Annotated in this window: 23 protein-coding genes; 13 read left to right on the top strand and 10 right to left on the bottom strand. The window is 69.0% G+C overall.

Annotation, left to right across the window (positions count from 1 at the left end):
• Positions 1-111 precede the first annotated feature (111 nt).
• From rho to hutC, 3 genes are all read right to left on the bottom strand, one after another.
• Positions 112-1,374, bottom strand: a complete 1,263-nt coding sequence (gene rho, locus QZ749_RS00785; protein WP_290414478.1) for a transcription termination factor Rho — start codon at positions 1,372-1,374, stop codon at positions 112-114.
• Between the two features lie 142 nt (positions 1,375-1,516).
• Complete coding sequence (trxA, locus tag QZ749_RS00780; protein WP_296942243.1) at positions 1,517-1,843, bottom strand: thioredoxin TrxA; 327 nt, start codon at positions 1,841-1,843, stop codon at positions 1,517-1,519.
• Between the two features lie 414 nt (positions 1,844-2,257).
• The gene (gene hutC, locus QZ749_RS00775; protein ID WP_296942241.1) at positions 2,258-2,977 is read right to left on the bottom strand and encodes a histidine utilization repressor; all 720 of its coding nucleotides are present in this window, start codon (positions 2,975-2,977) and stop codon (positions 2,258-2,260) included.
• Positions 2,978-3,122: 145 nt separating this feature from the next.
• Here hutC and ada point away from each other — a divergent pair, with 145 nt between their 5' ends.
• Positions 3,123-4,205, top strand: a complete 1,083-nt coding sequence (gene ada / locus QZ749_RS00770) for a bifunctional DNA-binding transcriptional regulator/O6-methylguanine-DNA methyltransferase Ada (protein ID WP_296942239.1) — start codon at positions 3,123-3,125, stop codon at positions 4,203-4,205.
• Positions 4,206-4,250: 45 nt separating this feature from the next.
• Here ada and QZ749_RS00765 read toward each other — a convergent pair whose 3' ends face one another.
• The gene (locus tag QZ749_RS00765; protein ID WP_296942237.1) at positions 4,251-4,904 is read right to left on the bottom strand and encodes a transposase; all 654 of its coding nucleotides are present in this window, start codon (positions 4,902-4,904) and stop codon (positions 4,251-4,253) included.
• Between the two features lie 192 nt (positions 4,905-5,096).
• Here QZ749_RS00765 and QZ749_RS00760 point away from each other — a divergent pair, with 192 nt between their 5' ends.
• The 8 genes from QZ749_RS00760 to QZ749_RS00725 all read left to right on the top strand — a co-directional run bounded on the left by QZ749_RS00760 (position 5,097) and on the right by QZ749_RS00725 (position 15,995).
• A complete protein-coding gene (locus tag QZ749_RS00760) occupies positions 5,097-6,773 on the top strand; it encodes an amidohydrolase (protein WP_296942235.1) in 1,677 nt (558 codons plus the stop codon).
• Positions 6,774-6,929: 156 nt separating this feature from the next.
• Positions 6,930-8,654: a urocanate hydratase gene (gene hutU, locus QZ749_RS00755; protein WP_296942233.1), complete on the top strand. Its 1,725-nt coding sequence runs from the start codon at positions 6,930-6,932 to the stop codon at positions 8,652-8,654.
• A 1-nt stretch (position 8,655) separates the two neighbouring features.
• A complete protein-coding gene (gene hutH / locus QZ749_RS00750) occupies positions 8,656-10,209 on the top strand; it encodes a histidine ammonia-lyase (RefSeq protein ID WP_296942231.1) in 1,554 nt (517 codons plus the stop codon).
• A gap of 77 nt (positions 10,210-10,286) precedes the next feature.
• Complete coding sequence (gene hutG / locus QZ749_RS00745) at positions 10,287-11,075, top strand: N-formylglutamate deformylase (RefSeq protein WP_296942229.1); 789 nt, start codon at positions 10,287-10,289, stop codon at positions 11,073-11,075.
• Positions 11,072-12,442, top strand: coding sequence for a formimidoylglutamate deiminase (locus QZ749_RS00740; RefSeq protein ID WP_296942227.1), 1,371 nt, complete (start codon positions 11,072-11,074; stop codon positions 12,440-12,442). The genes hutG and QZ749_RS00740 overlap by 4 nt, the downstream gene beginning before the upstream one ends.
• A 48-nt stretch (positions 12,443-12,490) precedes the next feature.
• The gene (locus QZ749_RS00735; protein WP_296942225.1) at positions 12,491-13,108 is read left to right on the top strand and encodes a HutD family protein; all 618 of its coding nucleotides are present in this window, start codon (positions 12,491-12,493) and stop codon (positions 13,106-13,108) included.
• Positions 13,101-14,345 carry an imidazolonepropionase gene (hutI, locus tag QZ749_RS00730; RefSeq protein WP_296942223.1) on the top strand — a complete coding sequence of 415 codons (1,245 nt, stop codon included), beginning with the start codon at positions 13,101-13,103 and terminating at the stop codon, positions 14,343-14,345. Before QZ749_RS00735 ends, hutI begins: the two co-directional genes overlap by 8 nt.
• Positions 14,346-14,420: 75 nt before the next feature.
• Entirely contained in the window at positions 14,421-15,995 is a 1,575-nt protein-coding gene (locus QZ749_RS00725) for a glycine betaine ABC transporter substrate-binding protein (RefSeq protein WP_296942222.1), read from the top strand.
• Between the two features lie 34 nt (positions 15,996-16,029).
• On the opposite strand, the gene QZ749_RS00720 is transcribed toward QZ749_RS00725, so the two are convergent.
• The 6 genes from QZ749_RS00720 to QZ749_RS00695 form a co-directional block, all read right to left on the bottom strand.
• Positions 16,030-16,221, bottom strand: coding sequence for a hypothetical protein (locus QZ749_RS00720; RefSeq protein WP_296942220.1), 192 nt, complete (start codon positions 16,219-16,221; stop codon positions 16,030-16,032).
• A 287-nt stretch (positions 16,222-16,508) separates the two neighbouring features.
• Positions 16,509-17,000 (bottom strand): GNAT family N-acetyltransferase, encoded by a 492-nt coding sequence (locus tag QZ749_RS00715; protein ID WP_296942218.1) that lies wholly within the window; start codon positions 16,998-17,000, stop codon positions 16,509-16,511.
• A complete protein-coding gene (locus QZ749_RS00710; protein WP_296942217.1) occupies positions 16,997-17,932 on the bottom strand; it encodes a DMT family transporter in 936 nt (311 codons plus the stop codon). Before QZ749_RS00710 ends, QZ749_RS00715 begins: the two co-directional genes overlap by 4 nt.
• A gap of 202 nt (positions 17,933-18,134) precedes the next feature.
• Positions 18,135-18,623: a hypothetical protein gene (locus QZ749_RS00705; RefSeq protein ID WP_296942216.1), complete on the bottom strand. Its 489-nt coding sequence runs from the start codon at positions 18,621-18,623 to the stop codon at positions 18,135-18,137.
• A gap of 71 nt (positions 18,624-18,694) precedes the next feature.
• Positions 18,695-19,132 carry a DUF962 domain-containing protein gene (locus QZ749_RS00700; protein WP_296942214.1) on the bottom strand — a complete coding sequence of 146 codons (438 nt, stop codon included), beginning with the start codon at positions 19,130-19,132 and terminating at the stop codon, positions 18,695-18,697.
• Between the two features lie 54 nt (positions 19,133-19,186).
• On the bottom strand, positions 19,187-20,128 hold the full coding sequence (locus QZ749_RS00695; RefSeq protein WP_296942212.1) for a LysR family transcriptional regulator: 942 nt from the start codon (positions 20,126-20,128) through the stop codon (positions 19,187-19,189).
• Positions 20,129-20,320: 192 nt separating this feature from the next.
• Between QZ749_RS00695 and QZ749_RS00690 the strand changes: the two genes are divergently transcribed.
• From QZ749_RS00690 to QZ749_RS00675, 4 genes are all read left to right on the top strand, one after another.
• The gene (locus QZ749_RS00690; RefSeq protein ID WP_296942209.1) at positions 20,321-20,548 is read left to right on the top strand and encodes a hypothetical protein; all 228 of its coding nucleotides are present in this window, start codon (positions 20,321-20,323) and stop codon (positions 20,546-20,548) included.
• Positions 20,545-21,393: an alpha/beta hydrolase gene (locus tag QZ749_RS00685; protein WP_296942207.1), complete on the top strand. Its 849-nt coding sequence runs from the start codon at positions 20,545-20,547 to the stop codon at positions 21,391-21,393. Before QZ749_RS00690 ends, QZ749_RS00685 begins: the two co-directional genes overlap by 4 nt.
• Positions 21,394-21,545: 152 nt before the next feature.
• Positions 21,546-22,754 (top strand): efflux RND transporter periplasmic adaptor subunit, encoded by a 1,209-nt coding sequence (locus QZ749_RS00680; RefSeq protein WP_296942205.1) that lies wholly within the window; start codon positions 21,546-21,548, stop codon positions 22,752-22,754.
• Positions 22,755-22,795: 41 nt separating this feature from the next.
• Entirely contained in the window at positions 22,796-26,011 is a 3,216-nt protein-coding gene (locus QZ749_RS00675) for an efflux RND transporter permease subunit (RefSeq protein ID WP_296942204.1), read from the top strand.
• Position 26,012 lies beyond the last annotated feature (1 nt).

Here is a 26,012-nt window from a genome sequence, read left to right as displayed (position 1 = left end):
AAGGATTGTCTCCCCTTGACCGTCGCAAGAAGTTGACCTGCATGAAGCGTCGTGCATAAAAAAGAAAAGGGCGAGATCGACTCGCCCTTTCCTGGATGCCAACGGCTGGGATCAGCCGCCGCGACGCATCAGGTCGAAGAATTCGACGTTGTTCTTGGTCGCGCGCATCTTGTCGAGGATGAACTCCATCGCCTCGATCTCGTCCATCGAGTACAGCAGCTTGCGCAGGATCCAGATCTTCTGCAACTGGTCCGGCTTGATCAGCAGTTCTTCACGGCGGGTACCCGACTTGTTCAGGTTGATCGCCGGGTAGACGCGCTTCTCGGCCAGGCGGCGCTCCAGGTGCACTTCCATGTTGCCGGTGCCCTTGAACTCCTCGTAGATCACGTCGTCCATGCGCGAGCCGGTCTCGATCAGCGCGGTGGCGACGATGGTCAGCGAGCCGCCTTCCTCGACGTTGCGGGCGGCGCCGAAGAAACGCTTCGGACGCTGCAGCGCGTTGGCGTCGACACCGCCGGTCAGCACCTTGCCCGAGGCCGGGATCACGGTGTTGTAGGCGCGCGCCAGGCGGGTGATCGAGTCCAGCAGGATCACGACGTCCTTCTTCATCTCGACCAGGCGCTTGGCCTTTTCCAGCACCATCTCGGCGACCTGCACGTGGCGGGTGGCCGGTTCGTCGAAGGTCGAGGCGACCACTTCGCCGCGCACCGAACGCTGCATCTCCGTCACTTCTTCGGGACGTTCGTCGATCAGCAGGACGATCAGGGTGACGTCGGGGTGGTTGGCGGTGATCGCGTGGGCGATGTGCTGCAGCATGACCGACTTGCCGGACTTCGGCGAGGCCACCAGCAGGCCGCGCTGGCCCTTGCCGATCGGCGAGATCAGGTCGACGATGCGGCCGGTGATGTTTTCCGCGCCGTTCATGTCGCGCTCCAGGCGCAGCGGGACCGACGGGTGCAGCGGGGTCAGGTTCTCGAACAGGATGCGGTGCTTCGAGGCTTCGGGCGATTCGCCGTTCACCTTGTCCACCTTCACCAGCGCGAAGTAGCGCTCGCCGTCCTTCGGCGTGCGCACTTCGCCTTCGATCGAGTCACCCGTATGCAGGTTGAAGCGGCGGATCTGGGACGGCGAGATGTAGATGTCGTCCGTCGAGGCCATGTAGCTCGCATCCGGCGAACGCAGGAAACCGAACCCGTCCGGCAACACCTCGAGCGCGCCGTCGCCGAAAATCTGCTCGCCTTGTTTCGCGCGCTTCTTGAGGATCGCGAACATCAGTTCTTGTTTGCGCAGGCGGGCTGCGTTGTCGATATCCAGGCTGATCGCCATCTCCAGAAGGGCGGAGACGTGCATTGCCTTCAGTTCAGATAAGTGCATGTGTCGGGTGTCCCGTGACGGGAAAGTAAAGGTAGGGGAGGGAACTGCGTGGGTTAATCAAGTGGATGGGACCGGTCGATCGCCTATCCGTTCCGGACAAGGCGGCAGTGCGGGCGCGCTGCCGCCACCTGTGACTAGTGTATCAGATGTTGCTATCGATGAAAGCCGTCAGTTGACCCTTGGCCAGGGCGCCGACCTTCTGCGCAGCCACTTGGCCGTTCTTGAACAGGATCAGGGTCGGGATGCCGCGAATGCCGAACTGGGCCGGCACGGCCTGGTTCGCGTCGACGTCCATCTTGGCGATCTGGATCTTGCCGCCATATTCCTTCGCCACTTCTTCCAGGATCGGGGCGATCATCTTGCAGGGGCCGCACCACTCGGCCCAGAAATCGACCAGCACCGGCAGGTCGGCCTTCAGCACGTCGGTTTCGAAAGATGCATCGCTGATGTGTTTGATGTTTTCGCTCATGTTTTCCTCAATGTGAGGTAGGTCAGTTAATGCCTGAAAGGGTATCGAAAATCTCGATGCTTCCGAGATCCCTGTCGCCGGTCCCGCTCGGCAGATCCGGCCGATCCCATGCTTGTCAGACTGGTTTGCCTCACAATGGTGGAGACATTGTGCGCAAGATCAATAGTGGAAGAGCTGCAAGAGAATATCAGGCGGGGATTAGTCGGAATAATAACCGATTTTTTTCGAACGTGTTCGTGAGCGTTGTGCAAAATCCCGGCGGCCTGGCGAACGGGCCTGGACGGGGAGCACGGCGGGCGGGAAACGGGGGCGAACGTCGCATTATCCCGCAAAACGCCGGCCCGTGCCTGCGCCGGACGGAAAGATGTGGCGGCATGGTCGAAACGCCATCGCCATGCGCGCCGTCCACGCCGTTCAGCCGACGCTGCCCGTGAACTTGTACAGGTCGCCGGGATGCCACATCGTCACCACCGAGGCCACCCGGCCCTGCGAGGTCGTGCGGCGCTTGAGCACCAGGCAGGACGTGCCCACGGCGATGCCGAGCATTTCGGCCACTTCGCGCGGGGCCGGCAGCGCCTCGATGCTGTAGGTGGCGCCCTGCAGCGGCGCGGCGACCATCAGGTGCTCGTTCGGCGTGATGCGGCTGAAATCCTGCTCCAGGTAGGCCGGCGCGCAGGCCGGGTTGACCCAGCGGTCCTCGACCTGGATCGGCTGGCCGTTCTCGTCGTGCACGATCAGCGAGTGGAACAGCGGCGCGCCGGGCGCCAGTTCGAACTGCAGCGCCAGCGCCTCGCTCGCCGCGCCCTGTTCCAGCAGGCGCGGATGGCTGGCGTGGGCGTGGCCGCGCGCGTGCACCTCGTCGGCGATGTTGCGGATCTCGACCAGCGTGGCCTGGTACTTCTGCGGCGCGACGTAGGTGCCGGACCCCTGGCGGCGCGTGAGCACCTGTTCCGCGGTGAGTTCGCGCACGGCGCGGTTGACCGTCATGCGCGACACCCCGAACTGGCGCACCAGGGCCTGCTCGGACGGTACCAGGTCGCCCTCCTTCCAGCGGCCGGCGGCGATTTCGCCGACCAGGTAATCCTTGATGCGCTGGAAAATCGGTGTGCTGTCTTGCGCGATCTGTTCGTCCAAACTACTCTCCGGGATTCAGGGATGTCATTGCGGCACTGACGGGACATTCTAGCATCGCGCACCGCGCGAATTCGAAAGCAAGACCCGAAGTGTTCGCCGCGCCGCCGGCGCGTACGATGGCGTCATCGCGAACCTGGAGACCGAGATGCCTACCGCCACCCGCCATCCCGCAGCGCCCGCCTACGCCACCGACGACGAACGCTGGGCCGCCGTCTGTGCCCGCGCCGCCGACGCCGACGGGGTGTTCTACTATTCCGTGCGCAGCACCGGCGTGTTCTGCCGGCCTTCGTGCCCGTCGCGCACGCCGCGCCGCGCCAACGTCGCCTTCCATGCCAGCACCGGCGCTGCCGAGGCGGCGGGCTTTCGCGCCTGCCTGCGCTGCCGTCCGCGCGAGGCGCCGCTGGCCGTGCGCCAGGCCGAGGCGGTGGCGCAGGCCTGCCGCCTGATCGACGCCGCCGAGGACGCGCCGGACCTGGCCAGCCTGGCCGCGGCCTGCGGCATGAGCCGCTTCCACTTCCACCGCGTCTTCAAGGCGCACACCGGGATCACGCCCAGGGCCTATGCCGCCGCGCGCCGCGCCGAGCGCCTCAAGCGGGGACTGGCGCAGGCCCCCAGCGTCACCGTCGCCGCCTACGACGCCGGCTTCCATTCCAGCGGCCGCTTCTACGCCGCCACGCCGGGCGTGCTGGGCATGACGCCGCGCCGCTACCGCACGGGCGGCGCCGGCGAGGCGATCCGCTTCGCGGTGGCCCAGTGCTCGCTGGGCGCGCTGCTGGTGGCCGCCACCGGCAAGGGCATCTGCAGCATCCTGCTGGGCGACGATCCCGACGCGCTGGTGCGCGACCTGCAGGACCGCTTCCCGCGCGCCGACCTGGCCGGCGCCGAGCTGGACTTCGAGCGCACCGTGGCCCAGGTGGTCGCCTTCGTCGAAGCGCCGCGCATCGGCCTGGACCTGCCACTGGACGTGCGCGGCACCGCCTTCCAGCAGCGCGTGTGGCAGGCCCTGCGCCAGATCCCGGCGGGCAGCACCGTCGGCTACGCCGAACTGGCGGCGCGCCTGGGCATGCCGCAAGGCGCCCGCGCCATCGCCGGCGCCTGCGCCGCCAACCCGGTCGCCGTCGCCATCCCCTGCCACCGCGTGGTGCGCAACGACGGCGCGCTCGCCGGCTATCGCTGGGGCGTGGAACGCAAGCAAGCGCTGCTGGACCGCGAACTTGAGCAAAACTAAACCGGGGTCAGAGCCGGGGTCAGAGCCCGGTTTTTGGAAATGGTCCTAGGTCAATGGACGGCCAAGGATGAGCGCGGGCTGGTGCGGCGGCGCCGTGCCGAGCGGGCGGCTGCTGTTGCTCGCATAGCGAATTTGCTCCAGCATGTCGGCCGCCAGATCCTGCTCGAAGAACTTGCGGTATGTCGCCTGGCGTGCCGGTGGGTCGGCCGCCATGTCGCTGTACACCGGGTGCGGCGTGATGATGTCGCTGTCGTCGCCCAGGGCATTGATCCGGTAGCTCGACCAGGGATAGTCGGACGGCGTTGCGACCATGCCCGCGCGCACAGGGTTGAGCTCGATATAGCGATGGCATGCCATCAGGTAGTGCGCATCCATCACCAGGCAGGAACGGAAGCGTCCTTCCCACAGGGTGCCGGTACGCGCATGGCGGCGATTGAAATACTGGACGTAGCGTTGGCCGAGCCGTTGCATCAACCTGCTGGGCCCGTCGGTGTCGCCCGGCGACATCAATAGATGGACATGGTTGGTCATCAGGACGTAAGCGTGGACCGCGCAATCGCAATCCTGTGCGCATTCGCGCAACACGTCGAGGTAGACCAGGTAATCGGAAGGATGCCCGAAGCACGGTATCCGGTTGTTGCCGCGCTGGATGATATGCAAAGGGACGTCGGGCATCACGGTGCGGGTCGGGCGTGGCATGGTGCGTCGGGATCGTGGGGTGGGAGCGACACCGTATAACGCCGGGCGAATCGGTGCGCGAGGAATGTCAAGCTTGCGAGACATTTCCAAAAACCGGGCTCTGACCCCGGCTCTGACCCCGGTTTGATGTGGATTGACCAATGTGCAGATTTCGCTACACTCGGCGTTTGCTGATCTTTACTGGAGACCCCGATGCGCCTGCGCCAGCTTTCCCTGCAGTGTTCCCTGTTCGTCCTCGCTTCCTGCGGGACGCTGTCCGCGGCCCTGGCCGATACCGTGATCGACAACGCCAACGGCTATACGCTGAACGCCAGGGGGGACATCGTCCAGTTTTCCTCGCTGGCCTTCGGCGACGACGGCAGGATCATCGCGGTCGGCGCGGCCAAGGAGGTCGCGGCGAAGGCGCCGCGGGCGCGCCATGTCGACATGAAGGGCCGCACCGTGCTGCCGGGGCTGATCGATGCGCACGGCCACGTGTTCGGGCTGGGCGAGATGCTGATGCAGCTCGACCTGTCCGCCACCACCTCGCTGCCGCAGGCGCTCAAGGCCATCGGCGACTACGCGAAGGCCACGCCGAAGGCGGCCTGGCTGCGTGGGCGCGGCTGGAACCAGGAGAACTGGAAGCTGGGCCGCTTCCCGACCGCGCAGGAACTCGATGGCGTCAGCGGCGACCGCCCGGCCTGGCTGGAGCGCGTCGACGGCCACGCCGGCTGGGCCAACAGCCGCGCGCTGGCGCTGGCCGGCATCACGAAGGACACGCCGGACCCGGTCGGCGGCAAGATCGTGCGCGACGCGAGCGGCGCCGCCACCGGCGTGCTGGTCGACGCGGCGCAGGACCTGATGCGCAACGTGCTGCCGCAGCCCACCGAGCAGGACGGCCGCGCGATGCTCGACAAGGCGCTGCAGAAGATGGCCAGCGTCGGCCTCACCAGCGCCCACGACGCCGGCATCGGCGTCGCCCAGGACCGCCTGTACCGCGACTACGCCGACCACGGCAAGCTGACCGCGCGCATCTACGCGATGATCGGCGGCACCGGCGCCGACTTCGACCAGCTCGCGCAGAACGGCCCGCTCGACAGCTACGGCCACGACATGTACGCGCTGCGCGCCGTCAAACTGTACTCGGACGGCGCGCTGGGCAGCCGCGGCGCCGCGCTGCTGGCGCCCTATACCGACGATCCGCACTCGCACGGCCTGCTGTTCAATACCAACGAGCAGATCGACGCGATGATCGCCAAGGCGATGCGCAAGGGCTACCAGGTCAACGTCCACGCCATCGGCGACGCCGGCAACAAGCAGATCCTCGACACCTTCGCCAAGGAGATCCCGGCCCTGCAGGGCGCGCTGCTGCGCCACCGCATCGAGCACGCCCAGATCGTCGCGCCCGAGGACATCCCGCGTTTCCGCGCCATCGGCATCATCCCGTCGATGCAGCCGACCCACGCCACGTCGGACAAGAACATGGCCGAGCAGCGCGTCGGCCCGAACCGCATCAAGGGCGCCTACGCCTGGCGCAGCTTCCTGGCCCAGGGCTCGCGCATCGCCTGCGGCTCCGACTTCCCGGTCGAGGCGCCGAACCCGTTCTTCGGCATCCACGCCGCCGTCACGCGCCAGGACGCCGGCGGCCAGCCGGTCGCCGGCTGGTATCCGGAGCAGGAGATGTCGTTGAAGGAGGCGTTCCGCTGCTTCACGCTCGATGCCGCCTGGGCCGGCCACCAGGAACGGGACCTGGGCAGCCTCGAGACCGGCAAGTACGCCGACTTCATCGTCATCGACCGCGACCTGTTCAAGATGTCGCCGTACGACATCGCCAGGACCGCCGTGCTGGAAACCTGGGTCGGCGGCCGCCAGGTCTACAAGAAGCGATGAGCGCAGGTGCGCCCCCGTGCGCACCGAACGAGCCGGTGCGCTGGCCGGGCGCGGGACGGCCACGAAAAATGGATTGACGAGGTTGTATAGACAACCTAGACTGATTCCTGGTCGGGGTGCCGCCGCACCCCGCGCGTCCATTTTCGAGGAATCGCCATGACCCACGCCACGCCGCCCCAGCAGGACCCGCGCTTCGATCCCACCCGCGTCATCCGCGCCCCGCGCGGCAGCGAGCTCGCCTGCAAGAGCTGGCTGACCGAGGCGGCCTACCGCATGCTGCAGAACAACCTCGATGCCGAGGTGGCGGAGGATCCGCAGCGCCTGGTCGTCTACGGCGGCATCGGCCGCGCCGCGCGCGACTGGGCCTGCTTCGACCAGATCCTGGCCTCGCTGCGCGCGCTGGAAGACGACCAGACCCTGCTGGTCCAGTCGGGCAAGCCGGTCGGCGTGTTCCAGACCCATCCGGACGCGCCGCGCGTGCTGCTGGCGAACTCGAACCTGGTGCCGAAGTGGGCGGACTGGGAACACTTCAACGAGCTCGATCGCAAGGGCCTGTTCATGTACGGCCAGATGACGGCCGGCAGCTGGATCTACATCGGCACCCAGGGCATCGTGCAGGGAACCTACGAAACCTTCGCCGAAGCCGGGCGCCAGCACTTCGGCGGCGACCTGCGCGGCCGCTGGATCCTGACGGCCGGCCTGGGCGGCATGGGCGGCGCCCAGCCGCTGGCGGCGACCTTCGCCGGCGCCGTGTCCTTGACCGTCGAGTGCCGCCAGAGCAGCATCGACTTCCGCCTGCGCACGCGCTACCTCGACAAGCAGGCGCGCGACATCGACGAGGCGCTGGCCATGGTCCGCGACCACAAGGAACGCGGCGAGGCGGTGTCGATCGGCCTGCTCGGCAACGCCGCCGAGGTGCTGCCCGAACTGGTGCGCCGCGCCCGCCGCGAGGGCGGCCTGGTGCCGGACCTGGTCACCGACCAGACCTCGGCGCACGACCTGGTGCACGGCTACCTGCCGTGCGGCTGGACCGTCGAGGAGTGGCTGGACGCCCAGCGCGACCCGGCGCGCCACGCCGAGCTGCGCCATGCCGCGGGCGAATCCTGCGCCGCCCACGTGCGCGCGATCCTCGACTTCAAGGACCTGGGCGCCCGGGCCGTCGACTACGGCAACAACATCCGCCAGGTCGCGCTCGACCACGGCGTGGCCGACGCCTTCGACTTCCCCGGCTTCGTGCCGGCCTACATCCGCCCGCAGTTCTGCGAGGGCCGCGGCCCGTTCCGCTGGGTGGCGCTGTCCGGCGACCCGGACGACATCCGCAAGACCGACGACAAGATCAAGGAACTGTTCCCGCAGCACGCGCGCGTGCACCGCTGGCTCGACATGGCGCGCGAGCGCATCGCCTTCCAGGGCCTGCCGGCGCGCATCTGCTGGCTGGGCCTGGGCGAGCGCCACCTGGCCGGCCTGGCGTTCAACGAGATGGTGCGCAACGGCGAACTGAAGGCGCCGATCGTGATCGGCCGCGACCACCTCGACACCGGCTCCGTCGCCAGCCCGAACCGCGAGACGGAAGCCATGCGCGACGGCACCGACGCCGTGTCCGACTGGCCGCTGCTGAACGCGATGCTGAACACGGCCGGCGGCGCCACCTGGGTGTCGCTGCACCACGGCGGCGGCGTCGGCATGGGATACTCGCAGCACGCGGGCGTGGTCATCGTCGCGGACGGCAGCGCGGCGGCCGACAAGCGCCTGGCGCGCGTACTGGTCAACGATTGCGCCTCGGGCGTGATGCGCCATGCCGATGCCGGCTACGAGCTGGCGATCGCCACCGCGAAGCGCTTCGGCCTCACCCTTCCCATGATCCAGCAACACGACGAGTAATATGAACCATCAACTGACCCTGGAACCCGGCTCGCTGAGCCTGGCCGACCTGCGCGCCGCCTGGAGCGCGCACGGCACGCTGGCGCTGGCCGCCAGCGCACGCGCGCCCATCGAGGCGTCCGCCGCCGCCGTCCAGGCCATCGTCGCCAAGGGCGACCCGGCCTACGGCATCAACACCGGCTTCGGCCTGCTGGCCAAGCGCCACATCCCGCCCGAGCAGCTCGAGCGGCTGCAGCAGAACCTGATCCTGTCGCATGCCGTCGGCACCGGCGAATTGCTCGCCGACGACGTGGTGCGCCTGGTCCTCCTGACCAAGATCGGCAGCCTGGCGCGCGGCTATTCCGGCGTGCGCCCGCTGATCGTCGACACCCTGGTCGCGCTGTATAACGCCGGCATCATGCCGGCGATCCCGTCCCAGGGCTCGGTCGGCGCGTCCGGCGACCTGGCGCCGCTGGCGCACATGACCCTGGCCATCCTGGGCGTGGGCCAGGTGCGCGTGCACGGCGAGCTGCAGCCGGCCGCCGCCGCCCTGCGCGCGGCCGGCATCGCGCCGGTGACGCTGGCGGCCAAGGAAGGGCTGGCCCTGATCAACGGCACCCAGGTGTCGACGGCGCTGGCGCTGCACGGCCTGTTCCTGGCCGAGCGCCTGCTGGAGGCGGCGATGGTGGCCGGCGCGCTGTCGCTGGACGCCGCGCGCGGCAGCGACGCCCCGTTCGACCCGCGCGTGCACGCCGTGCGCGGCCAGCCGGGCCAGATCGCGGCCGCGCGGATCTACCGCGAACTGGTGGCCGGCAGCGCGATCCGCGCCTCGCACCTGGTCGGCGACGAGCGCGTGCAGGACCCGTACAGCCTGCGCTGCCAGCCGCAGGTGATGGGCGCCGTGATGGACCTGGTCGGCCAGGCCGGCCGCACCCTGCTGATCGAAGCGAACGCCGTCACCGACAATCCGCTGGTGTTCCTCGGCGACGACGGCCAGGCGCGCTGCGAGGTCGTCTCGGGCGGCAACTTCCACGCCGAGCCGGTGGCCTTCGCGGCCGACACGCTGGCGCTGGCCATCGCCGAGATCGGCGCGCTGGCCGAGCGCCGCATCGCGCTGCTGATCGACGCCACGCTGTCCGGCCTGCCGCCGTTCCTGGTGCGCGAGCCGGGCGTGAATTCCGGCTTCATGATCGCCCACGTGACGGCCGCCGCGCTGGCTTCGGAAAACAAGTCGCTGGCGCATCCGGCCAGCGTCGACAGCCTGCCGACGTCGGCCAACCAGGAAGACCACGTCAGCATGGCCACGTTCGCGGCGCGGCGCCTGGGCCAGATGGCGCAGAATACCGGCGTCATCGTCGGCATCGAACTGCTGGCGGCGGCGCAGGGCATCGAGTTCCACCGCCCGCTGACGAGTTCCGCGCACCTGGAGCACGTGCACGCGCGGCTGCGCGATCGCGTGCCGGCCTTCGACGCCGACCGCTTCTTCGCGCCGGACATCGAGGCCGCGCGCGCGATGGTGATGGACGGCGAGCTGTCGGCGGCGTGCAAGGACCTGTTCGCGGTGCTGCATCCATGAATGGCAGGGTGGGCATGCGAGGCCCCCGGCCTCAGATGCCCACCCTGCGCCTGGCGACATGAATCACAGGAGGGACGATGGATTACACGTTCAAGGCGGGATCGGTCCCGCTGCTGCTGTCGATGCCGCATGCCGGCACCGACATTCCCGACGAGATCGCGGCGCGCATGGCGCCCTGCGCCCTGGCGCGCGCCGACACCGACTGGCACCTGCCCGCGCTGTACGCCTTCGCCGAGGAGATGGGCGCCTCGACGCTGGCGGCGCGCTGGTCGCGCTATGCGATCGACCTCAATCGCCCGCCCGAGGACACCAACCTGTACCCCGGCCAGGACACCACCGGCCTGTGCCCGGTCGACACCTTCGGGCGCGAACGCCTGTACCGGGAAGGCATGGAGCCCGACGCCGACGAGGTCGCGCGGCGCCTGCAACGCTACTGGCGTCCGTACCATGCGCAGCTGGGCGCGGAACTGGAACGCCTGCTGGCGCTGCACGGCAGGGTGGTGCTGTGGGATGCCCATTCGATCGCGTCGCGCGTGCCGCGCTTCTTCGAGGGGCGCCTGCCCGACCTGAACTTCGGCACCGCCGACGGCAGGTCCTGCTCGCTGCAGCTGGAAGGCGCGATGATCCAGGCCGCCAACGCCCAGGACCGCTTCTCCTTCGTGTTCAACGGCCGCTTCAAGGGCGGCCACATCACGCGCTTCTACGGCGATCCGGCGCGCGGGGTGCACGCGATCCAGCTCGAGATGTGCCAGTGCCTGTACATGGACGAGACGCCGCCGTTCGCCTGGCGTCCGGACGTCGCCGCCGAGGTGCAGCCGCTGCTGCGGCGCCTGCTCGGCACGGCGCTGGAGTGGGTGCGCGCATGAACGCCGCCGGTGCCCTGTTCGCGCGCCACGCGCTGCTGCCCGAAGGCTGGCGCCACGACGTGCTGCTGGAATGGGACGCGCACGGCGACCTGGCCGCCGCGACGCCGGACGCGCCCGCGCCCGCGGGCGTGGAACGGGCCACGTACGTCGTGCCCGGCATGGTCAACCTGCATTCGCACGCCTTCCAGCGCGCGCTGGGCGGCCTGACCGAGCGCGCCGGCGACGGCCAGGACAGCTTCTGGACCTGGCGCGCGCTGATGTACCGCTTCGCCAACCGGATCTCCCCGGACCAGGTCGAGGCCATCGCCGCCCAGCTGTATGCCGAGTGCCTGCGCCATGGCTACACGGCGGTGTGCGAATTCCACTACCTGCACCGCGCCCCGGACGGCGCGCCGTACGCGGCGCCGGCCGAGATGGCGCTGCGCATCGCCCGGGCGGCGCAGGCCGGCGGCATCGGCCTGACGCTGCTGCCGGTGCTGTACGCCTGGGCGGGGTTCCAGGACATGCCCTTGCGGCCGGAGCAGCGGCGTTTTCGCAGCGACCCCGACCAGGTGCTGGACATCGTCGCGGCGCTGGAACCGCTGCGCGGTCCGCAGCTGGAGGCGGGCGCGGCGCCGCATTCGCTGCGCGCCGCCTCGTCGGCCCAGCTGCGCGCGCTGGCGCAGGGGCTGCCGGCTGGCCGGCCGCTGCACATCCACGTCGCCGAGCAGCAGGCCGAGGTGGCGCAATGCCTGGACGCCACCGGCCGCCGCCCGGTCGAATACCTGATGGAGCAGGTGGCGGTCGATGCGCGCTGGTGCCTGGTGCATGCGACCCACCTGGCCGACCATGAAGTCGGCATGCTGGCCGCCAGCGGCGCCGTCGCCGGCCTGTGCCCGACCACCGAGGCCAACCTGGGCGACGGCCTGTTCCCGCTGGAACCCTATCTCCAGGCGGGCGGGCGCTTCGGCATCGGCAGCGACAGCCACGTGTCGCACAGCCCGGTCGAGGAATTGCGCTGGCTGGAGTACGGACAGCGCCTGGTCCTGCAGCGCCGCAACATCGCCGTGGACGGCAGGCAACGCGACGTCGCCGCCTTCCTGTGGACGCAGGCCCTGGCGGGCGGCGCCCAGGCGGCCGGGCGCCGCGTCGGACAGTTGCGCGTCGGACACCGCGCCGACCTGCTGGTGCTGGATGACCTGCACCCGAACCTGGACGGGGCGGACACTGGCGAAGTGCTGGGCCGGTTCCTGTTCTGCGGCAACGACAATCTCGTGCGCGACGTGCTCGCCGGCGGGCGCTGGGCCGTGCGCGGCGGGCGCCACGTGGACCAGGACGGGATCGCGCGGCGCTACGCCGCCGCCATGCGTGAGCTGCGCGCGGCGTGATCGGGTTATGCTGTCGGCGACATGCTGGATGACCGAAAGGGGATGACCATGACGATGCTGATTCCGTTTGCCGGCCTGGCGCCGGTGTCCTGGAAGAATGGCGGCGGCAGCACGACGTCGATCGCCGTCTTTCCGCCCGATGCCGGCTTCGAGGACTTCGACTGGCGCGTGAGCCTGGCCACCATCGCCGCCGACGGCCCGTTCTCGACCTTTCCCGGCGTCGAGCGCACGCTGGCGCTGGTCGACGGCCCCGGCATGACGCTCGACATCGACGGCGACCCGGCCATGGTGTCGGACGCCCAGCCCGTGATCGCCTTCGACGGCGATGCGCAGGTTTCCGCCCGGCTGAGCCGCGGCCCCAGCACGGACTTCAACGTGATGACGCGCACCGACCGCTGCTGGCACCGCTTCGGCCGGCGCATGCTCGACGGCGCCTCGACCTTCGTCGCGCGCGCCGACGTCACGCTGCTGTTCCTGGCCGAGGGCGAAAGCCTGGAGCTGTGCAGCGACGACCAGCGCATCAACCTGGTGCGCTACGACGCCGTGCTGCTCGACCCGGACACGACCTGGAAGCTGCAGGCCGACCAGGGCACGATCTTCATCGCCGACATCCATTACTACGACGACGAGGACGACCTCGCCGCCGCCGAGGGCGACTATGACTGAGGCGGACGGTCTTCTGCTGGTCAACGCCCGCCTGGCGACCATGGCGGCCGCGGACGGCGGCTACGGCATCGTCGAGGACGGCGCGCTGGCGCTGCAGGGCGGCCGCATCGCCTGGGTCGGCCGGCGCGCGGACGCGCCCGCAGCGGCGCGGGCGTTGCCCGTGCACGATTGCGGCGGCCTGTGGATCACGCCCGGCCTGGTGGACTGCCACACCCACGTGGTCCACGCCGGCAACCGCAGCGACGAATGGGAAGCGCGCCTGAACGGCGCCAGCTACGAGGACATCGCGCGCGCCGGCGGCGGCATCATGGCCACGGTGCGCGCCACCCGCGCCGCGTCCGAAGACGCGCTGCTGCGCCAGAGCGCCCTGCGCATCGCGGCGCTGCTGGCCGAGGGCGTGACGACGCTGGAGATCAAGTCCGGCTACGGCCTCGACCTGGAGAACGAGGCGAAGATGCTGCGCGCGGCGCGCCGCGCGGGAGAATTGCTGCCGGTGCGCGTGGCCACCACCTTCCTGGGCGCGCATGCGCTGGCGCCGGAATACGCGGGCCGCGCCGACGACTACATCGACGAAGTCTGCGCGCGCATGCTGCCGGCGCTGGCGCGGGAGGGACTGGTCGATGCCGTCGACGCCTTCTGCGAGCGCATCGGCTTCACCCATGCGCAGACGGCGCGCGTGTTCGCGGCCGCGCGCGGCCTCGGCCTGCCCGTCAAGCTGCACGCCGAGCAGCTGTCCGACCAGGGCGGGGCGGCGCTGGTGGCCGAATACGGCGGCTTGTCGGCCGACCACCTCGAATGGCTGTCGGACGCCGGCATCGCGGCCATGGCGCGCGCCGGCACCGTGGCCGTGCTGCTGCCGGGCGCCTACTACTTCCTGCGCGAGACGCGCATGCCGCCCATCGACGCGCTGCGCGCCGCCGGCGTGCCGCTGGCCGTCGCCACCGACTGCAATCCGGGCACCTCGCCGATGACCTCGCTGTTGCTGGCGCTGAACATGGCCTGCACGCTGTGGCGCCTGACGCCGCTGGAGGCGCTGCGCGGCTGCACCGTCAACGCCGCGCGCGCGCTGGGCCGCGCCGACATCGGCACGCTGGCGCCGGGCCAGCGCGCCGACCTGGCGATGTGGGACATCGCGCGCCCGGCCGACCTGGCGTATGCGATCGGGGCGAATCCGTGCCGCGCCGTGGTCAACGGCGGCGTGCTGCGCGCACCGCGGGTCGGCTTGCCCCCGGCCTGAGCATCGCCGCCGCCGCGCGGCCATGCGGCGCAATCGGTTATCCTCATGCGCATCCCGATCCCCCGATGGAGTCGTATGACCAGGTTCGCCGTGCTGCTGCTCGCTTGGGCCAGCCTCCTGCTTTCCGTGCCGGCCGCCGCCGCCGACCCGCTGCGCGTCGGCTCCAAGCGTTTTACCGAATCCTACGTGCTGGGCGAGATCCTGACCCAGGCCGCCCGGCGCGCCGGCCCGGCCGAGCACAGGCAGGGCCTGGGCAACACCGCCATCGTGCTGGGCGCGCTGCGCTCGGGCGCGATCGACGTGTATCCGGAATACCTGGGCACGATCGACCTGGAGATCCTCAAGAACCCGCAGCCGACCACGCTCGCGCAGATGCGCGCGGCCCTGCGTCCGCTGGGCCTGGGCGTCGCGGTGCCGCTCGGCTTTTCCAACGGCTATGCGCTGGCCGTGCGTGGCGACGCCGGCATCGCGCGCCTGTCCGCGCTGGCGCAGCAGCCCGGCTGGAAGATCGGCCTGTCGCACGAATTCCTGGGGCGCGCCGACGGCTGGCCGGGCCTGGCGCGGCGCTACGGCCTGCCGCAACGGCCGCGCGGCCTGGACCACGGCATCGCCTACGAGGCGCTGGCGCGGCGCCAGGTCGACGTCATCGACATCTATTCGACCGACGCCAAGATCCGCCAGTACGGCCTGCGCGTGCTGGACGACGACCGGGCCTATTTCCCGCGCTACGACGCGGTGCTGCTGTACCGGCTCGACCTGCCGCGGCGCCTGCCGGCGGCCTGGCGCGCCCTCGCGGCGCTGGAAGGCACGATCAAGGCGGACGACATGATCGGCATGAATGCGCAGGCGGAAATCGACCGCCGGCCGTTCGCCGACATCGCGCGCGACTGGCTGGCCTGCGCCGATCGCAGGGTGGACGGCGCCGCCGTCCACGCGTCCAGCACGCGCGTGAACTGCCAGGACAAGACTGCGAAGCCCGATCCAGGCGCCGCGCCGGCGCCCGCTGGGCGCACCGACGCAGCCCCCGGCCTGCTGGCCAAGACCTTCGGCGACGGCTTCGGCGCGCTGGCGCGCCAGCACCTGCTGCTGGTGGGACTGGCGGTGCTGCTGGGCTGCGCCGCCGGCATCCCGCTGGGCATCGTGGCCGCGCTGGCGCCGCGCCTGCGCCAGGCCGTGCTGGCCGTCGCCGGCGTGCTGCAGACGGTGCCGTCGCTGGCGCTGCTGGCGATGCTGATCCCGCTGCTGGGCCGCATCGGCACGGTGCCGGCGCTGGTGGCGCTGTGCGCCTATGCGCTGCTGCCGATCGTGCGCAATACCTGCACCGGCCTGCTGCAGGTGCCGGCCGGCCTGCGCACGGCGGCGCTGGCGCTGGGCATGACGCGCGCGCAGGCGCTGGCCCAGGTGGAGCTGCCGCTGGCGGCGCCGGTGATCCTGGCCGGCGTCAAGACCGCCGCCGTGATGAGCGTGGGCACGGCCACCATCGCCGCCTTCATCGGCGCCGGCGGCTTCGGCGAGCGCATCACGACCGGACTGGCGCTGAACGACAACGACATGATGCTGGCCGGCGCGATCCCCGCGGCCCTGCTGGCGGTGCTGACCCAGGCGGGCTTCGAGGCGGCCGAACGCCTGCTGGCGCGCCGCCGCGCCTGAGGGCGACGTGCGGGCATAACAGGGTCTACAGGGCCTACAGCGACTGCAGCTTGGAACGCGTGGTGGAAATGGCCCGGTGCAGCAGGCGCTCCGCGTGGAAGTCGTTCTCGCGCTGCGCCGCGATGGCGTGCAGGCTGCGCGTGTAGTTGTCGATGCGGGAACGCAGCCAGGCCCGGTAGGCCCAGCGGCAGATCGTTCGCGCGAGTGGCACGTCGCTCGGTTTCATGTGATATCCCCCTTGAGGCCACATTGTCTTGGCGCCCCGGGGCCTTGCATTTGTGATCACGCAACCGGATGCTGCGCGCACGGCGGCTTGGAGATCGCGCAAGATGCCGTGATCCTGCAAGGATTTGGCTTTCTGTTACCGACGTAAGCATTTGTAAGGAATCTGCACGCGCCGCAACCGGGAGACTATATTGAAACCGTTGGATTCAAGTCTCCCCTCCCCATCCTGAATGGGTTCACCCGCGGCGCTGCAGGCAGCAGCCCGCGGGTTTTTTCTGTGGGCCGCGCTCAGTCGCCGGCCAGCGCCGCCAGCGACGGTCCGGTGACGCGGCAGGTGCGCCAGTCCGGCAGGATTTCCGCGCCCATGGCCTTGTAGAAATCGATGGCCGGGGTATTCCAGTCGAGCACCGACCATTCGAAGCGGCCGCACTGGCGTTCGACGGCCAGGCGCGCCAGGTGGCGCAGCATGCGGCTGCCGTAGCCCTTGCCGCGATGCGCCTGGCGCACGTACAGGTCTTCCAGGTACAGGCCTTTCTTCGTCAGGAAGGTCGAGAAATTGTGGAAGAACAGGGCGAAGCACACGACCTCGCCGTCCGCTTCGCCGATCACGGCCTCGCAGGCCGGCCGCGCGCCGAACAGGCCTTCGTGCAGCAGGGCCTCGGTGGCCACGACCAGGTGCTCGAGTTTTTCGAACACGGCCAGTTCGACGATCATGGCGTGGATGTGGGCGACGTCGGCGGGCGTGGCGGGGCGGATGGCGAAAGTGGTAGCAGTGGTCATGGTGTTTCGATGGGATCGTTCAGTTGGACGGAAACGGGTTGCGTGGCCGGGCCGCGCATGGCCCAGGCCACGCTGCCCAGGCAGACGGCCATGCCCAGCCATTCGGCCGGGCCGGGGCGGTAGCCTTCGAGCTTGATCGATAGCAGGACCGACAGCACGGGCGTGATCACGCCGATGTACACGGCCCTGTTCGAGCCGATGCGGTTGATCAGCGTGAAGTAGCAGATGAAGGCCACGACCGAGCCGAAGATGGCCAGGTGCAGCAGGCCGAAGACGTAGCCGGGCGCGCGCGGGATCGCGAATTCCTGGCCGGTCGCGAGGCACCAGGCGGCCACCATGGCCGTGCCCCAGAACATCGACCAGCCCGTGGTCAGGAGCAGGTTGCCCGACTGCGCGCGCACCTTGCCGACGACGATGGACCCGGCCGAGCTGGCGATCGAGGCGCCGATGCCGAGCAGCAGGCCGAGCAGGAAATGGCCCTGGCCGCCCTGCCTGACGTCGTGCAGCGCGTTCCAGATCGGATGCCAGAACAGCAGCAGCACGCCGGCCATGGCGGCCGCGCCGGCGCCCCAGGTGCGGCGCGGGATCGGCGTGCCGAAGGCGATGCGCGCGCAGATCGGCGTCCAGAACACCATCAGCGCGAACAGCACCGCCACCAGGGCGGACACTACGTATTGTTCGGCATTGTAGGTGCAGACGTAGGACAGGCCGAAGGTGAAGAAGCCTTGCAGCAGCGTCCAGCGCTGCACGCGCCAGGGCAGCCACAGGCGGTCGCCGCGCAGCAGGCACCAGGCGAACAGCGCCATCGAGGCCAGCGCGAAACGATAGACGACCGATACCGCGGGCGCGATCTCGCCCAGTTGCAGCGTGATGGCCCAGAAGGTGGATCCCCAGATCAGGGAGGCGATGGTGAAGAGGGCGTAGGAGGGCATCGCGAAAGTATACGTGCTTTCGCGATGCCGCTGTGACATTAGATGGCGACAGTTTGCAATCGGATCGCCAGCCTTAGACCGTCGTCCCGGCGCAGGCCGGGACCCAATTTTCTGGCGCTGCCGGGATGCATGCAAATTGGACCCCGGCCTGCGCCGGGGCGACGGCGTTGCTGCCAGCGATTCCGGTTCAGCTAGTGCACGACTAGTGCGTCACCCGGGTCGCGTACCCATTGCTCAGCAGGCGCACGCGCTCGCCCGGCCGGAACGCCTCGTCCGCCAGCTGGGTGACGGCGCGCAGTTCGCCGTTGTCCAGCCGCACCGTGATCTCCAGGCCCGGCTTGCGGTTGACCTGGCCTTCGACCCGGTTGCCGACGATGCCGCCGGCCACGGCGCCGAGGATGCCCATCGCGGCCTCGCCGCGGCCGCTGCCGGCCGCCGAGCCGGCCAGTCCGCCCAGGGCGGCGCCGGACATCGTGCCCACGCCCGAGTCGGGATTGGCGATGACGACGTTGCGCACCGATTCCACGGTGCCCATGCGTACCACCTGTTCGTTCATGGTCTGGTAGCTGCCGTAGACGCTGCCGGAGGTCCCGGGGTCGGCGCAGGCGCCGAGCAGGACGGCGGGAAGCGACAGCAGGAGGATGGGAAGGTGCAAGGGAAGGCGCAAGGGAAGGCGAAAGGGGAGTTTCATGGTCGTCTCCGGCAGGTGGATGCAGGACCCGGCCAGCTTACTCCCGCCGCGCGCCGCGGCCCGGACCTGCGTCAATAGGCCAGGTGCAGGCGCCGGTACAGGAAGCCGAGCACGAACAGCGGACCGACCAGCAGGAAACGCAGGTCGTCGAAGAACGACGGTTTCTTGCCTTCGATCTTGTGGCCGATGAACTGGCCGATCCAGGCGGCGACGAAGACGGCGAGCGACAGCGGCAGCACCGTCGCGGGCGGCATCAGCGCCAGCACGGCCAGCATCGCCAGCGCCAGCGCCAGCATGCCCAGCGCGAACGGGCGCGACAATCCGAGGTAGTAGCACAGCGCCCCCGCGCAGGCGGCGACCGCGAGCGACGGATGCAGGCTCCACAGCATGCCCAGCAGCGTGAACATGATCAGCGGCACGCAGACGAAGTGGATGCGTTCGTTGGCCGGATGGCGGTGGCTGTCGGCATACTGCGCCAGCAGCACGTCGATGGTGCGGGTGGGGGTCATGCGCTGTCTCCTGTCCGGCGTCGCGGCCTGTGCGATCGATTCTACACCCGCGGTTCAGGCCGCGGCCGGGGTGCGCCGCGGCACCGCGTCGACGTTCATGTACGGGTTGGCGGCGAACAGTTCGGCCACCCATTCGACGAACACGCGCACCTTGGCCGACAGGTGGCGGTTCTGCGGATACACGATGTGGAGCGGCAGCGGGTCGCTGCGCCAGTCGGCCAGCACCTGCACCATGCGCCCGCTGGCGACGTGGCGCTCGACCAGGTAGTCGGTCATCTGGATCACCCCCAGGCCGGCCAGCCCCGCCTCGATGTAGGCGTTCGAATCGTTCAGGGCGATCACGCCGCGCATCGGTATCTCGATGCGTTCGCCGTCGCGGTGGAAGTCCCAGTCGAACAGCTTGCCCGTCTTGGCGGAGAAATAATTCACGCAGCGGTGCCGCGCGAGGTCGCGCGGGTGCTGGGGCACGCCGTGGCGCGCCAGGTAGGAGGGCGCGGCGGCGGTGAGGAAGTTGACGACGCCGACGCGGCGCGCGATCAGGCTGGTGTCGCCCAGCGCGCCGCCGCGCACGGCGCAGTCGACGCCTTCCTCGACCAGGTCGACGATGCGGTCGGAACTGCCCAGTTCGAGCATGATGTCCGGATAGCGCTCGAAGAAGGCGGGCAGGGCCGGCACCAGGATCTCGCTCGACACGCCGGTGGGCACGTCCACGCGCAGCCGGCCGCTGGGCGAGAGCCGCGTGCGAGACAGCGATTCCTCGGCGTCGCGCACGTCGGACAGGATGCGCAGGCAGCGCTCGTAATAGGCGGCGCCGTCGGTGGTGACGGTGACCTGGCGCGTGGTGCGGTGCAGCAGCTTGGTCGACAGCGCCGTTTCCAGCGACTGCACCAGGGTGGAGACGGTGGCCTTCGGCATCTGCAGCATCTCGGCGGCGCGCGTGAAGCTGCCCGCGTCGACCACCTGCACGAAGACTTCCATGGCCTGTAGTTTGTTCATCACACAACCTTTTGAAAGGGCGTCAACCCGTGACGTCCGGAAAACTGAGCGATTGTTCAAAAATATGAACAATCGATTCGTAATTGGGCTATTTATTAGATTGTAGTTGAAGACTATAGTGTCGGAACGGTAGATGATTCAATGTGAAACGATTCAGCCAGCAGCAGATTGTCAGGAACACGGGAGATGGTCATGAACACGCAACGGGATACAGTCGCAGCAACACTCGGGCTCGTGCTCGGCGTGGTCGCCATGGTCGGCTTGCTCTTTACCGACGAGTTCGCCCATGCCGCCAGCGCCGAGGCGCGCGGCTATGACGCCCTGTTCCACGTGGTGGCATCGGAACCGCGCGTGGTGGGAGACTTGCCCGCCACGGCGGGTCCGGCCACGCTGCTGGCATGCAGCGAGGTGAAGCAATGAGCGCGATGCAGCAGGCCGGCCTGGCCGTGCGCGAGCTGGACGTCGGCGGCGCCGAGGGTCCGCTGGCCGCGCGCCTGTACAAGGCCGGCAGCGACGGCAAGCGCGACGTCCTGATCGTGTTCTTCCACGGCGGCGGCTTCGTCGACGGCGACCTGGAGTGCGGGGACGAGTTCCTGCGCCACCTGGCCGACGCCAGCGGCTATCCGGTGGTGCTGTCCTCCACCTACACGCTGGCCACGGTGCGGCCGTTCCCGGCGGCGGTCGAGGATGCGCACGCGGTGCTGCTGTGGGCCAAGAAGAACAAGACCAAGCTCGGCTGGACCGGCAAGCGCATGCTGGTGGCCGGCATCGAGGCCGGCGCCAACCTCGCCGCCGTATGCGCCCTGATGGCGCGCGACCGCGGCGCGCCCAAGCTGGCCGGCCAGATCCTGATCATGCCGATGCTCGATCCGGGCCTGTCGACCTGCTCGATGCGCGAGATGCCGACCTGCTCCGACCAGGCCAAGGCCGTCGGCGAGTGCGAGGCGGCCTACCGCGGCTACCTGCCGAACGCGGCCGACCGCAGCCATCCGTATGCGTCGCCGCTGCAGTCGAGCCGCCTGAAGAGCCTGCCGCCGGCATTGATCATCTCGGCCGAGGACGATCCGCTGCGCGACGAGGCGCAGGCCTATGGCGACAAGCTGGTGCAGTCCGGCGTGACCGTCATGCTGCGCCGCGTGACCGCCGCCAAGCTGCGCGATCCGAACGGGCGCACCGAATGCGCCTGCCGGGTCCCGGTGCTCGAGGCCATCGCCGGCTTCATCGCCAGCCTCGAGGTGGAACAAGCCGACACCCCCGTCAGTTGATCCCGCACGCCGTGCACTAAATCCGCAACCCCCAAGTCACGTGCCCGCAGAGGCACGGGAGACCTGTCTTTTCCAAAAAAAGCCTGGGAAGGACCGTGCTCGTCTTTTAATTAATAAATTATCAACATTCTCGAAACCGGAGGGCATACAACATGAAAGCGATTCAACAACTCCACACCGCGGCGCGGCCGTTGGTACTGGCCCTGGGCGCGGCCGGCGTGGCCGCCCTGATCGCGGGCTGCTCGGACGCCACCGGCAAGGCCGCCGACGCGGCGGCGGCACCGGCCGGGCCGCCGGTGTCGGCCGCCGCCGTGGTGGAAAAGCCGGTCGCCGAGACCCAGGAATTCTCGGGCCGCCTGGAAGCCGTCGACCGCGTCGAGATCCGCCCGCGCGTGTCCGGCTTCATCACCGCCGTCAACTTCAAGCCGGGCGCCGAAGTCAAGAAGGGCGACGTGCTGTTCGTGATCGACCAGCGTCCCTACCAGGCCGAGTACGACCGCGCCGAGGCGGCCGCGAAATCGGCGCGCGCCAAGGCCGACCTGGCCAAGATCGAACTGGCCCGCGCCGAGCGCCTGCTGGGCGACAAGGCGATCGCGCAGCGCGAGTACGACGAGCGCGCCGCCGGCCTGAAGGAACTGGACGCCACCGCGCGCGCCGCCGAAGCCCAGGCCGACAGCGCCCGCCTGAACCTGACCTATACCCGCGTGACCTCGCCGATCGACGGCCGCGTGTCGAAGGCCGAGATCACGCTGGGCAACCTGGTCGACGCGTCGGCCGTGCTGACCTCGGTGGTGTCGCTGGACCGCATCTACGCCAGCTTCGACGGCGACGAGGAAACTTACCTGCGCGTGAGCGGCCAGGCGCACGGCGGCCAGGCGGTCGCGGTGAAGGTGGGCCTGGTCAACGAGGAAGGCTTCCCGCACGAGGGCAAGCTGGAATTCGTCGACAACCAGCTCGACACCCGTACCGGTAGCGTGCGCATGCGCGCCACCTTCGACAACAAGGACCGCAGCATGGCCCCCGGCCTGTTCGCCCGCGTGCAGATCGGCGGCGGCGCCGAGAAGAACGCCATCCTGATCACCGACCGCGCCGTCGGCACCGACCAGAGCCGCAAGTTCGTGTTCGTGGTCGACAAGGAAGGCAAGGCCGAATACCGCGCCGTCACCCTCGGCCCCGTCGTCGACGGTCTGCGCGTCGTGCGCACCGGCCTGAAGCCGGGCGAGAAGATCGTCGTCAACGGCCTGCAGCGCGTGCGCCCGGGCGCCCCGATCACGGCCAACACGGTGCCGATGGTGGCCAGCGCCGGTACCAGCCCGGTGGCCAAGGACGGCGCCAAGCTGGCCATGGCCGAGTCCAAGTAAGCCGGACCCTCCGCAGGGAACCAAGCAAGGAACAATAACAAATGAATATTTCACGCTTTTTCGTCGACAAGCCGATCTTCGCGGCCGTGCTGTCGGTCATCGTGTTCGTGGCCGGCCTGATCTCGATCTTCCAGCTGCCGATCTCGGAATACCCCGAGGTCGTGCCGCCGTCCGTCGTGGTGCGCGCCCAGTATCCGGGCGCGAACCCGAAGGTGATCGCGGAAACCGTCGCCACGCCGATCGAACAGGAAATCATCGGCGTCGAGGACATGCTCTACATGACCTCGCAGAACACCTCGGACGGCGCGCTGCAGCTGACCGTGACCTTCAAGATCGGCACCAACGTCGAGCAGGCCGAGACCGCGGTGCAGAACCGGGTCCAGCGCGCGCTGCCGCGCCTGCCGGAAGAGGTGCGCCAGATCGGCGTCACCACGGTCAAGAGCTCGCCCAACATCACGATGGTGGTCCACCTGAATTCGCCGGACGGCCGCTATGACGACCTGTACCTGCGCAACTACGCGACGCTGAACGTCAAGGACCAGCTGGCCCGCATCAACGGCATGGGCGACGTCCAGGTGTTCGGCTCGGGCGACTATTCGATGCGCGTCTGGCTCGATCCGCAGAAGGTCGCCGCGCGCAACCTGACCGCCAGCGACGTCGTCAACGCCATCCGCGAACAGAACGTGCAGGTCGCGGCCGGCGTCGTCGGCCAGGGCCCGTCCAAGGGCGCCGACTTCCAGCTGACCGTCAACACCCAGGGCCGCCTGGCCAGCGTCGAGGAATTCGGCGACATCGTCGTCAAGACCAACGCCGACGGCGCCACCACGCTGCTCAAGGACGTGGCGCGCCTGGAGATGGGCTCGAACTCGTACGCCCTGCGCTCGCTGCTGGACAACAAGTCGGCCGTCGCGCTGCCGCTGTTCCAGTCGCCGACCGCCAACGCGCTGCAACTGTCGACCGACGTGCGCGCCAAGATGGAAGAACTGTCGAAGGACTTCCCCCAAGGCATGACCTACAGCATCGTCTACGACCCGACCCAGTTCGTGCGCGAGTCGATCGACTCCGTCATCCACACCCTGATCGAGGCGATCGTGCTGGTGGCCATCGTCGTGATCGTGTTCCTGCAGACCTGGCGCGCTTCCGTGATCCCGCTGCTGGCCGTGCCGGTGTCGGTGGTCGGCACCTTCGCGGTGATGCTGGCCTTCGGCTTCTCGATCAACACGCTGTCGCTGTTCGGCCTCGTGCTGGCGATCGGCATCGTGGTCGACGACGCCATCGTGGTCGTCGAGAACGTCGAGCGCAACATCGAGAACGGCCTGAACCCGCACGACGCGACCGTGCAGGCCATGAAGGAAGTGTCGGGCCCGATCATCGCGATCGCCCTGGTGCTGTGCGCCGTGTTCGTGCCGATCGCCTTCGTGTCCGGCCTGACCGGCCAGTTCTACCGCCAGTTCGCGCTGACCATCGCCATCTCGACCGTGATCTCGGCATTCAGCTCGCTGACGCTGGCCCCGGCCCTGTCGGCCGTGCTGCTGCAGCCGCACGGCGCCAAGAAGGACTGGCTGACGCGCGGCATGGACGTCGTGTTCGGCCGCTTCTTCAAGGGCTTCAACAACTTCTTCAACCGTTCGGCCCACAAGTACGAGGGTGGCGTGCAGGGCGTCCTGAAGCGCAAGAGCCTGTCGCTGGGCGTGTACGCGATCCTGGGCATCGCCGGCGTGTTCATGTTCAAGGCCGTGCCGCCGGGCTTCGTGCCGGCGCAGGACAAGGCCTACCTGATCGGCTTCGCGCAACTGCCGGACGCCGCCTCGCTGGACCGCACGGACGAAGTGATCCGCAAGATGTCGGACGTCGCCAAGCAGATCCCGGGCGTGGAATCGTCGGTCGCCTTCCCGGGCCTGTCGATCAACGGCTTCACCAACGCGCCGAACGCCGGCATCGTGTTCACCACCCTGAAGCCGTTCGACGAGCGCAAGGGCAAGGAGCAGAGCGCCGACGCCATCGCGGCCGAGATCAACAAGCGCATGGGCGCCATCGAGGACGCCTTCGTGATGGTGCTGCCGCCCCCGCCGGTCAACGGCCTGGGCACCACCGGCGGCTTCAAGATGATGATCGAGGACCGCGGCAACCTGGGCTACGACGAGTTGAACAAGGCCGTCCAGGCGTTCATGGCCAAGGCCGCCGCCGACAAGCGCCTGCAGGGCGTGTTCTCGGGCTACCAGATCAACGTGCCGCAGCTGTTCGCCGACGTCGACCGCGTCAAGGCCAAGCAGCTGGGCGTGCCGCTGGCCGAGATCAACCAGACGCTGCAGATCAACCTCGGTTCGCTGTACGTGAACGACTTCAACCAGTTCGGCCGTACCTACCAGGTGCGCGTGCAGGCCGATGCGCCGTTCCGTTCGCAGCGCGAGCAGATCGCCCAGCTGAAGGTCCGCAACGACAAGGGCGAGATGATCCCGCTGTCGTCGATCATGAAGATCAAGGACACCTATGGCCCGGACCGCGTCCAGCGCTACAACAACTACGTCGCCGCCGAGATGAACGGCGGCCCGGCCCCGGGCGTCTCGTCGGGCCAGGCCCAGGCCGCGATGGAAGAGATCGCGCGTGAAGTGCTGCCGAAGGGCATCGCCTACGAGTGGACCGACCTGACCTACCAGGACATCCTGGCCGGCAACACCATGATCTACGTGTTCCCGCTGTGCGTGCTGCTGGTGTTCCTGGTGCTGGCCGCGCAGTACGAGAGCTGGACCCTGCCGCTGGCCGTGATCCTGATCGTGCCGATGTCGATCCTGTGCGCGCTGATCGGCGTGAAGCTCACCGGCGGCGACAACAACGTGTTCACCCAGATCGCGCTGTTCGTGCTGGTCGGCCTGGCCTCGAAGAACGCCATCCTGATCGTGGAATTCGCGGTCGAGCTGGAACACCACGGCCGCAGCATCGTGCAGGCCGCGCTGGAAGCCTGCCGCCTGCGCCTGCGTCCGATCCTGATGACGTCGATCGCGTTCATCATGGGCGTCGTGCCCCTGGTGTTCTCGCACGGCGCCGGCGCCGAGATGCGCCACGCGATGGGCGTCGCCGTGTTCGCCGGCATGCTGGGCGTGACGTTCTTCGGCCTGTTCCTGACGCCGGTGTTCTACGTCCTGCTGCGCACGCTGGCCAAGCGATTCGACAAGCCGAAGCATGCACCTGCCCACGGCACTACCCCGGCTTCGGGCGTGGTTCCGGGCGACGACGTGCCGGCACTGGAAGGAAACTGAA

This window comes from uncultured Massilia sp., from assembly GCF_913773735.1.
Lineage (GTDB): Bacteria > Pseudomonadota > Gammaproteobacteria > Burkholderiales > Burkholderiaceae_D > Telluria.
Note: the sequence above shows the minus strand (reverse complement) of the source record. Positions and strands in the feature narration are given on the sequence as shown.

What these genes read in the sequence shown, in the direction of transcription:
- QZ749_RS00715 (WP_296942218.1), bottom strand. Translation starts at nt 17,000, where the DNA reads ATGACCACTGCTACCACTTTCGCCATCCGCCCCGCCACGCCCGCCGAC.
- QZ749_RS00675 (WP_296942204.1), top strand. Translation starts at nt 22,796, where the DNA reads ATGAATATTTCACGCTTTTTCGTCGACAAGCCGATCTTCGCGGCCGTG.
- trxA (WP_296942243.1), bottom strand. Translation starts at nt 1,843, where the DNA reads ATGAGCGAAAACATCAAACACATCAGCGATGCATCTTTCGAAACCGAC.
- hutH (WP_296942231.1), top strand. Translation starts at nt 8,656, where the DNA reads ATGAACCATCAACTGACCCTGGAACCCGGCTCGCTGAGCCTGGCCGAC.
- hutG (WP_296942229.1), top strand. Translation starts at nt 10,287, where the DNA reads ATGGATTACACGTTCAAGGCGGGATCGGTCCCGCTGCTGCTGTCGATG.
- QZ749_RS00720 (WP_296942220.1), bottom strand. Translation starts at nt 16,221, where the DNA reads ATGAAACCGAGCGACGTGCCACTCGCGCGAACGATCTGCCGCTGGGCC.
- QZ749_RS00760 (WP_296942235.1), top strand. Translation starts at nt 5,097, where the DNA reads ATGCGCCTGCGCCAGCTTTCCCTGCAGTGTTCCCTGTTCGTCCTCGCT.
- ada (WP_296942239.1), top strand. Translation starts at nt 3,123, where the DNA reads ATGCCTACCGCCACCCGCCATCCCGCAGCGCCCGCCTACGCCACCGAC.
- QZ749_RS00735 (WP_296942225.1), top strand. Translation starts at nt 12,491, where the DNA reads ATGACGATGCTGATTCCGTTTGCCGGCCTGGCGCCGGTGTCCTGGAAG.
- rho (WP_290414478.1), bottom strand. Translation starts at nt 1,374, where the DNA reads ATGCACTTATCTGAACTGAAGGCAATGCACGTCTCCGCCCTTCTGGAG.
- QZ749_RS00725 (WP_296942222.1), top strand. Translation starts at nt 14,421, where the DNA reads ATGACCAGGTTCGCCGTGCTGCTGCTCGCTTGGGCCAGCCTCCTGCTT.
- QZ749_RS00765 (WP_296942237.1), bottom strand. Translation starts at nt 4,904, where the DNA reads ATGCCACGCCCGACCCGCACCGTGATGCCCGACGTCCCTTTGCATATC.
- QZ749_RS00690 (WP_296942209.1), top strand. Translation starts at nt 20,321, where the DNA reads ATGAACACGCAACGGGATACAGTCGCAGCAACACTCGGGCTCGTGCTC.
- QZ749_RS00710 (WP_296942217.1), bottom strand. Translation starts at nt 17,932, where the DNA reads ATGCCCTCCTACGCCCTCTTCACCATCGCCTCCCTGATCTGGGGATCC.
- QZ749_RS00700 (WP_296942214.1), bottom strand. Translation starts at nt 19,132, where the DNA reads ATGACCCCCACCCGCACCATCGACGTGCTGCTGGCGCAGTATGCCGAC.
- QZ749_RS00740 (WP_296942227.1), top strand. Translation starts at nt 11,072, where the DNA reads ATGAACGCCGCCGGTGCCCTGTTCGCGCGCCACGCGCTGCTGCCCGAA.
- QZ749_RS00680 (WP_296942205.1), top strand. Translation starts at nt 21,546, where the DNA reads ATGAAAGCGATTCAACAACTCCACACCGCGGCGCGGCCGTTGGTACTG.
- QZ749_RS00685 (WP_296942207.1), top strand. Translation starts at nt 20,545, where the DNA reads ATGAGCGCGATGCAGCAGGCCGGCCTGGCCGTGCGCGAGCTGGACGTC.
- QZ749_RS00705 (WP_296942216.1), bottom strand. Translation starts at nt 18,623, where the DNA reads ATGAAACTCCCCTTTCGCCTTCCCTTGCGCCTTCCCTTGCACCTTCCC.
- QZ749_RS00695 (WP_296942212.1), bottom strand. Translation starts at nt 20,128, where the DNA reads ATGAACAAACTACAGGCCATGGAAGTCTTCGTGCAGGTGGTCGACGCG.
- hutI (WP_296942223.1), top strand. Translation starts at nt 13,101, where the DNA reads ATGACTGAGGCGGACGGTCTTCTGCTGGTCAACGCCCGCCTGGCGACC.
- hutU (WP_296942233.1), top strand. Translation starts at nt 6,930, where the DNA reads ATGACCCACGCCACGCCGCCCCAGCAGGACCCGCGCTTCGATCCCACC.